The following is a 6,598-nucleotide window of genomic DNA, read 5'->3' as shown; positions in this document are numbered from 1 at the left end:
CCCCGGCGCGCCGCGCGCGCGCGCGCCCCGCCCGCCCGCGCGGGCGGGGGTGGGTGGTTGCCTGCCCTCCTTTTCACCCCCCCCCCCCCCCCCCCGACGCGTCATCGCAGAGGAAGCCCCCGCTCGGCCCGGGCGGCCCGACACTCAACCCCTCGCTGGCCGGCGCGGGCACTCAGCCCGTACTGGCCAGCGCTAGCGCTCAACCAGTGCTGGCCAGCCCTAGCACTCAACCAGTGCTGGCCAGCACGGTGAGTAGCACCACTCCCACCGCAGACGGCGCCAGCACCTCCCACGCCCAGCGCACCACCGGCGCGCCCTGTGCGCCCTCCCGCTTCGCGTACCGCTCGGCGAGTTCGCGGATGTCATCGATGGCCTGGTCGGACGGGGCGCGGCCGGCCGCGCCCAGGGGTTCGGGGCGGCGGCTGTGCTGTTGGAAGCGGGCGGGGGCCTCGTCGGCCGCCGCGGCCTGCGACCGCCGCCGCGAGGCGCGCTTGCGCTGGCGCAGCGAGACCGGGATGGCCCAGAGCTGGTACGTGCGCCCGCCGGCCAGCACCTCGCTGCTGTAGCCGGCGCGGGCCCCTTCGACCGAGGCCCAGGGCAGCGTGATCGTACGGAACGGGTTGCGCACCCGGAGCCGGTCGGCACCCGCGAACACCGCGGGCCGCACCGTGAACGCCACCACCAGCGGCACCGCGGCCAGCAGCCCGGCCAGCGCCAGCCACGGGGTGCGCCCCTCGCCGCGGACCAGCGCGTCGCCACCGAGCCAGGCCCCGAGCGCGAACAGCAGCACCCCGGTGGCCATCGCGCCGGTGGAGCGGTAGACGCGCTCCTGGTACAGCCCCTCGTCGCCGGCGGCGTCCCGGGCCGGGTCGATGGGCGGGGCCCCGGCGCCCCCCGCCGACCGCCGGCCCGCGGTACGGGTCGCCTTCGTACCAACGTCGTCCGCGGCGCCCGCGCCCTCGGTGGCCCCAGAAGCCCTGGAAGCCCCGGAAGCCCCGGCAGACCCAGCGGCCTCGGAAGCACTGGCAGCCCCGGCAGGCCCAGCGGCCCCGTCCGTCCCCGAAGCCTTCGTCGCGCCCGCCCGGGCCCGCTTGGTCAACTCGGTGCGCCGCCCGGCACCGGCGGAGCCGGCCCGACCCGCGGCGCCGTCGGAGGCGGCCCCGGCTGCTTCACCGGTTTCAGCGGACTCGACTGCTCCGGCGGACTCGGCAGCTTCACTGGCCCCGACTGCTCCAGAAGGCTCACCGGCCCCCGCGGCCTCAGCCGCCTGCTCGTTCTGCTCAGCTCGCTCAGCCAACTCGGCTCGCTCGGCCTGCTCGGCCGCGTCGCCCCGGCCGTTCTGGTCGGGCGACGGCTGCTGCGGCTGCTGCTGCGCCGGCGACTGCGCGCGGGAGGAGGAGGGGTCCGGACTCGTCATGGGCCCGATTGTGCCCGACGCTCCGAAATCCGGACGTTGCGGTACGGCATCGAAAAACCGCACTGCTTCCCGGGGGTGACATGCCGCTACGCGCGTAGATATGCTCGCCTTGTGACCATGCCCACCACAGTTCCCGCATACGGCAACGAGGCCGCCGAGCGACTGGCCTCGCTGGCGGACGTGACCGCGAGCGAGGGCGCGCTGCGCCGCTTCCTGCACGGCCTGCCCGGCGTCGACGCGGTCGGCCTCGACGCCCGCGCCGCGACCCTCGGCACCCGTTCGATCAAGACGACGGCCAAGGCGTACGCCATTGACCTGGCCATCTCGATGGTCGACCTGACGACGCTGGAAGGCGCGGACACCCCCGGCAAGGTCCGGGCGCTGTCCGCCAAGGGGGTGCAGCCGGGCGACGGCGCGCCGCCGGTCGCCGCCATCTGCGTCTACCCGGACATGGTCGCCACCGCCCGCGCGGCCGTCGCCGGCTCCGCGGTGCGCGTCGCCTCGGTGGCCACCGCCTTCCCGGCCGGCCGCGCCGCGCTGCCGGTCAAGCTGGCCGACACCCGGGACGCGGTCGCCGCCGGCGCGGACGAGATCGACATGGTGATCGACCGCGGCGCCTTCCTCTCCGGCCGCTACCTGTCGGTCTTCGAGGAGATCCGGGCCGTCAAGGAGGCGTGCGCACGGCCGGCCGGCGACCCGCGCGGCGGCGCCGCCCACCTCAAGGTCATCTTCGAGACCGGCGAGCTCCAGACGTACGACAACGTGCGCCGCGCCTCCTGGCTCGCGATGCTCGCCGGCGCCGACTTCATCAAGACCTCCACCGGCAAGGTCGCGGTCAACGCCACGCCCCCGGTCACCCTGCTGATGCTGGAGGCGGTGCGCGACTTCCACGCCAGCACCGGCGTGCAGGTCGGCGTGAAGCCGGCGGGCGGCATCCGTACCACCAAGGACGCGATCAAGTACCTGGTGATGGTCAACGAGACGCTGGGCGAGGACTGGCTGTCCGCCCACTGGTTCCGCTTCGGCGCCTCCAGCCTCCTCAACGACCTGCTGATGCAGCGTCAGAAGCTGACCACCGGGCGTTACTCCGGCCCCGACTACGTGAGCGTGGACTGACACAGATGGCATTCGACTACGCACCGGCCCCCGAGTCCCGCGCGGTGGTGGACATCGCGCCGTCCTACGGGCTCTTCATCGACGGCGAGTTCCGCGAGGCCGCGGACGGCGCCGTCTTCAAGACGCTCTCGCCCGCATCCGAAGAGGTGTTGTCCGAGGTCGCGCAGGCCAGCGCCGAGGACGTGGACCAGGCGGTACGGGCGGCCCGCAAGGCGTTCGCGAGCTGGTCGGCGCTGCCGGGCAGTGAGCGCGCCAAGTACCTGTTCCGCATCGCCCGCATCGTCCAGGAGCGCTCGCGCGAGCTGGCCGTCCTGGAGTCGCTGGACAACGGCAAGCCCATCCGCGAGTCCAGGGACGCGGACCTGCCGCAGGTCGCCGCGCACTTCTTCTACTACGCGGGCTGGGCCGACAAGCTCGACCACGCGGGCTTCGGCCCGGCGCCCCGCCCGCTGGGTGTGGCCGGCCAGGTCATCCCGTGGAACTTCCCGCTGCTGATGCTGGCCTGGAAGGTCGCCCCGGCGCTGGCCACCGGCAACACGGTGGTGCTCAAGCCGGCCGAGACGACGCCGCTGTCCGCGCTGTTCTTCGCCGACATCTGTCGGCAGGCGGGGCTGCCGCGCGGCGTGGTGAACATCCTCACCGGCGACGGCTCCACCGGCGCCGCGCTGGTCGCCCACCCGGACGTGGACAAGGTCGCCTTCACCGGCTCCACCGAGGTCGGCAAGGCCATCGCCCGCACGGTGGCCGGCACCGACAAGCGCCTCACCCTCGAACTCGGCGGCAAGGCCGCCAACATCGTCTTCGACGACGCCCCGCTGGACCAGGCCGTGGAAGGCGTGGTCAACGGCATCTTCTTCAACCAGGGCCATGTCTGCTGCGCCGGTTCGCGGCTGCTGGTCCAGGAGTCGATCGCGGACGAGCTGCTGGCCGCGCTCAAGCGCCGGATGGCCACGCTGCGGGTCGGCGACCCGCTGGACAAGAACACCGACATCGGCGCCGTCAACTCGGCCGAACAGCTCGCCCGAATCACGGCCCTGGCCGACGCAGGCGACGCGGAGGGCGCCGAGCGCTGGTCCCCGGCGTGCGAACTGCCGACGGCCGGCTACTGGTTCGCGCCCACCCTGTTCACCGGCGTGACCCAGGCGCACCGCATCGCGCGCGAGGAGATCTTCGGCCCGGTGCTCTCCGTACTGACCTTCCGGACCCCCGGCGAGGCGGTCGAGAAGGCCAACAACACGCCGTACGGGCTCTCGGCCGGCATCTGGACCGAGAAGGGCAGCCGCAGCCTGTGGATGGCGAGCAAGCTGCGCGCCGGCGTCGTCTGGTCCAACACGTTCAACAAGTTCGACCCGACGTCGCCGTTCGGCGGCTACCAGGAGTCGGGGTACGGGCGCGAGGGCGGCCGACACGGCCTGGCCGCCTACCTGAACCCCGCGAGCCCGCAGCAGGCAGCACCGACGAGCCCGAAGGGCGAGCGCGCATGACCACCGTTGACCGCTTGAGCGTGCTCAAGACCTACAAGCTCTTCATCGGGGGCGCCTTCCCCCGGTCCGAGAGCGGGCGGGTGTACGAGGTGACCGACGCACAGGGCGCATGGCTGGCGAACGCCCCGCTCTCCTCCCGCAAGGACGCCAGGGACGCGGTGGTCGCGGCCCGCAAGGCGTTCCCGCGCTGGTCGGGCGCCACCGCGTACAACCGCGGCCAGGTCCTCTACCGCATCGCCGAGATGTTGGAGGGCCGCCGCGAGCAGTTCGCCGCCGAGGTCGCCGCGGCCCAGGGCCTGCCGGCGAAGAAGGCGGCGGCCCAGGTGGACGCCGCGATCGACCGCTGGGTGTGGTACGCGGGCTGGTCCGACAAGGTGGCCCAGGTGGCCGGCGCCGCGAACCCGGTCGCCGGGCCGTACTTCAACCTCTCCACGCCCGAGCCGACCGGCGTCGTCGCGGTGTTGGCGCCGACCGACTCGGCCTTCCTCGGGCTGGTCTCGGTGATCGCCCCGGCGATCACCACGGGCAACACGGTGGTGGTGGTCGCCAGCGAGCGGGCGCCGCTGCCCGCGCTCTCCCTGGGCGAGGTGCTGGCCACCTCCGACCTGCCGGGCGGCGTGGTCAACGTCCTCTCCGGCCGGGCCGCCGAACTCGGCCCGCCGCTCGCCGCCCACCAGGACGTCAACGCCATCGACCTGACGGGCACCGCCGGGGAGCTCGCGGTGGAGTTGGAGCGCGCCGCGGCCGACAACCTCAAGCGGGTGCTCCGTCCACAGCCTGGGGACAAGTCCAAGGGCGCCCACTGGACGGCCGACCCCGGCACCGCCCGCATGCTGGCCCTCCTGGAGACCAAGACCGTCTGGCATCCGATGGGCAGCTAGCTCCCACGCCGCCGCTCGTACGGGGTCGGGCGCGGTCGGACCATCCGCAGCACCCGGCCGACCGGCGCCGGAGAAGGCGGGCACGGGCACCGGCACGGCGACACGGCGGCACGGTCACGGCGGCACGGCGGACCGTACGGAGGAGGGGGGGGGGGGGGGGGGGGGGGGGGGGGCGCGCCCCCCCCGCCCCCGCCCTCCTGCGCGTACGACCAGCTCTGCGTACGACCAACTCTGCGCACGGCCCTGTGCGTACGGCCGGCTGCGCGTACGACCGGCTCCGCGGGCGGCCGGCCACACGCACGGCCGACTCCGCCGGCGCCGGCTCAGCCCGGCAGTGCGCCCAGCACCTGGCGGGCCAGCGGCAGTTCCCCGATCGTGTCGCCGCGGGTCAGCGGCGCGGTCAGATCGGCGGTGCTGACCTCGGGGAAGTCGGCGATCTGGGTGCCGATGGCATTGGCCAGCGGGTCGGCGCCGGTGCCCGCGAACGGGTCGACCTGAAGGTGCTTGACCGGTCCCACCACCCCACCGACCACGGCGGGCAGCGTCTTCGCCATCGCCTCCTGCGGGCTGGGGCCCCGACCGGCCTCGGTCTCGGCCGCGAGGTCCTGCGCGTTCGTCAGGGCGTGGTTGACGAGGTCGTCCGCCGGCGCCGCTTGCGCGCCGGCCGCGCCGCCCGCCGCCAGGGCCGCACCGGCCGCCGACACCACCAGCCCCGCGCGCAGCAGCGCACGCGCAGCGAAGGGCTGTTTGTTACCCGGGCGTGAGGCCATGAGCACCTACCAGATTCCTAGAAATGGGTCACCAATCGGACACGCACGGTAGTTGACCGGGTCGGTGGCCAACCACTCTCCCGCCCAGGGGGTCCCTCATTCGGCGCAATGCCGCAGACTGGTGTCCCGTGACAGCGCCTCCCCCTTCCGCCCGCGTGATCCTGTTGACCGGCCCTTCGGGTTCGGGCAAGTCCTCCCTCGCGGCCCGCACCGGGCTGCCCGTCCTCAACCTGGACGACTTCTACAAGGAGGCCACCGACCCGTCGCTGCCCGCCCTCGCCGACGGCGGCGGCGCCGACTGGGACTCGCCGCTGTCCTGGGACGCGGAGGTGGCGGTCGCGGCCATCGACGCACTGTGCCGCACCGGCCGCACCGAGGTGCCGCTGTACGACATCCCCACCAGCGCGCGCACCGGCAGCACCAGCCTCGCCCTGGACGGCGCCCCGCTCGTGGTGGCCGAGGGCATCTTCGCCGCGGAGATCGTCGACCGCTGCCGGGAACTCGGCCTGCTGGCCGACGCCCTGTGCCTGGCCGGCCGCCCGCTGACCACCTTCCGCCGCCGGCTCGTACGCGACCTGCGCGAGGCCCGCAAGCCGGTGCCCTACCTGCTGCGTCGCGGGCTGCGGCTGCTGCGGGCCGAGCGCGGCATCGTGGCCCGGCAGACCGGCCTCGGCGCGTACCGCTGCGACGGCGCCACGGCCCTGCGCCGGATCTCCACCGCGAGGACCGCCGCCGGAACCGAACTGGTCGCCTGACCAACCTGCTTGACCGGCCCGACCGCCCTGGCCAGCCCCGGCCGGCCCAACCAGCCCGACCCGTGCGGCCCGTCCGGCCCGCTCGACCGGTCGCGTCCGCCCGCCCCGGGCGGGGGCCCCCCCCCCCCCGGGGCGCCGGGGGGGGGCGGCGGGGGGGGGGGCGGGGGGGGGGGGG

Annotated in this window: 7 protein-coding genes; 4 read left to right on the top strand and 3 right to left on the bottom strand. The window is 74.6% G+C overall.

Going from position 1 to position 6,598, the window contains the following annotated elements; genetic code table 11:
* Positions 1-226: 226 nt before the first annotated feature.
* Positions 227-802 (bottom strand): PH domain-containing protein, encoded by a 576-nt coding sequence (locus tag AAHZ94_RS36530; RefSeq protein ID WP_502964788.1) that lies wholly within the window; start codon positions 800-802, stop codon positions 227-229.
* A gap of 732 nt (positions 803-1,534) precedes the next feature.
* Between AAHZ94_RS36530 and deoC the strand changes: the two genes are divergently transcribed.
* Genes deoC through AAHZ94_RS26185 form a run of 3 tightly spaced genes read left to right on the top strand, consistent with a single transcriptional unit; the run spans position 1,535 to position 4,898 of the window.
* Positions 1,535-2,533: a deoxyribose-phosphate aldolase gene (gene deoC, locus AAHZ94_RS26195; protein ID WP_349995755.1), complete on the top strand. Its 999-nt coding sequence runs from the start codon at positions 1,535-1,537 to the stop codon at positions 2,531-2,533.
* Positions 2,534-2,538: 5 nt separating this feature from the next.
* On the top strand, positions 2,539-4,017 hold the full coding sequence (locus AAHZ94_RS26190) for an aldehyde dehydrogenase family protein (RefSeq protein WP_349995753.1): 1,479 nt from the start codon (positions 2,539-2,541) through the stop codon (positions 4,015-4,017).
* Positions 4,014-4,898, top strand: coding sequence for an aldehyde dehydrogenase family protein (locus tag AAHZ94_RS26185; RefSeq protein WP_349995752.1), 885 nt, complete (start codon positions 4,014-4,016; stop codon positions 4,896-4,898). The genes AAHZ94_RS26190 and AAHZ94_RS26185 overlap by 4 nt, the downstream gene beginning before the upstream one ends.
* Before the next feature lie 114 nt (positions 4,899-5,012).
* Here AAHZ94_RS26185 and AAHZ94_RS26180 read toward each other — a convergent pair whose 3' ends face one another.
* Positions 5,013-5,195 (bottom strand): hypothetical protein, encoded by a 183-nt coding sequence (locus AAHZ94_RS26180; RefSeq protein ID WP_349995750.1) that lies wholly within the window; start codon positions 5,193-5,195, stop codon positions 5,013-5,015.
* 26 nt (positions 5,196-5,221) lie between these two features.
* The gene (locus tag AAHZ94_RS26175) at positions 5,222-5,668 is read right to left on the bottom strand and encodes a hypothetical protein (protein ID WP_349995748.1); all 447 of its coding nucleotides are present in this window, start codon (positions 5,666-5,668) and stop codon (positions 5,222-5,224) included.
* Positions 5,669-5,796: 128 nt separating this feature from the next.
* Here AAHZ94_RS26175 and AAHZ94_RS26170 point away from each other — a divergent pair, with 128 nt between their 5' ends.
* Positions 5,797-6,423: a uridine kinase family protein gene (locus AAHZ94_RS26170; RefSeq protein WP_349995747.1), complete on the top strand. Its 627-nt coding sequence runs from the start codon at positions 5,797-5,799 to the stop codon at positions 6,421-6,423.
* The last annotated feature ends 175 nt before the right edge of the window (positions 6,424-6,598 follow it).

The organism is Streptomyces sp. HSW2009, from assembly GCF_040240285.1.
Taxonomy (GTDB): Bacteria; Actinomycetota; Actinomycetes; order Streptomycetales; family Streptomycetaceae; genus Streptomyces.
Note: the sequence above shows the minus strand (reverse complement) of the source record. Positions and strands in the feature narration are given on the sequence as shown.

Coding starts and splice junctions, on each gene's coding strand:
- AAHZ94_RS36530 (WP_502964788.1), bottom strand. CDS start 802: ATGGCCACCGGGGTGCTGCTGTTCGCGCTCGGGGCCTGGCTCGGTGGC.
- deoC (WP_349995755.1), top strand. CDS start 1,535: ATGCCCACCACAGTTCCCGCATACGGCAACGAGGCCGCCGAGCGACTG.
- AAHZ94_RS26190 (WP_349995753.1), top strand. CDS start 2,539: ATGGCATTCGACTACGCACCGGCCCCCGAGTCCCGCGCGGTGGTGGAC.
- AAHZ94_RS26185 (WP_349995752.1), top strand. CDS start 4,014: ATGACCACCGTTGACCGCTTGAGCGTGCTCAAGACCTACAAGCTCTTC.
- AAHZ94_RS26175 (WP_349995748.1), bottom strand. CDS start 5,668: ATGGCCTCACGCCCGGGTAACAAACAGCCCTTCGCTGCGCGTGCGCTG.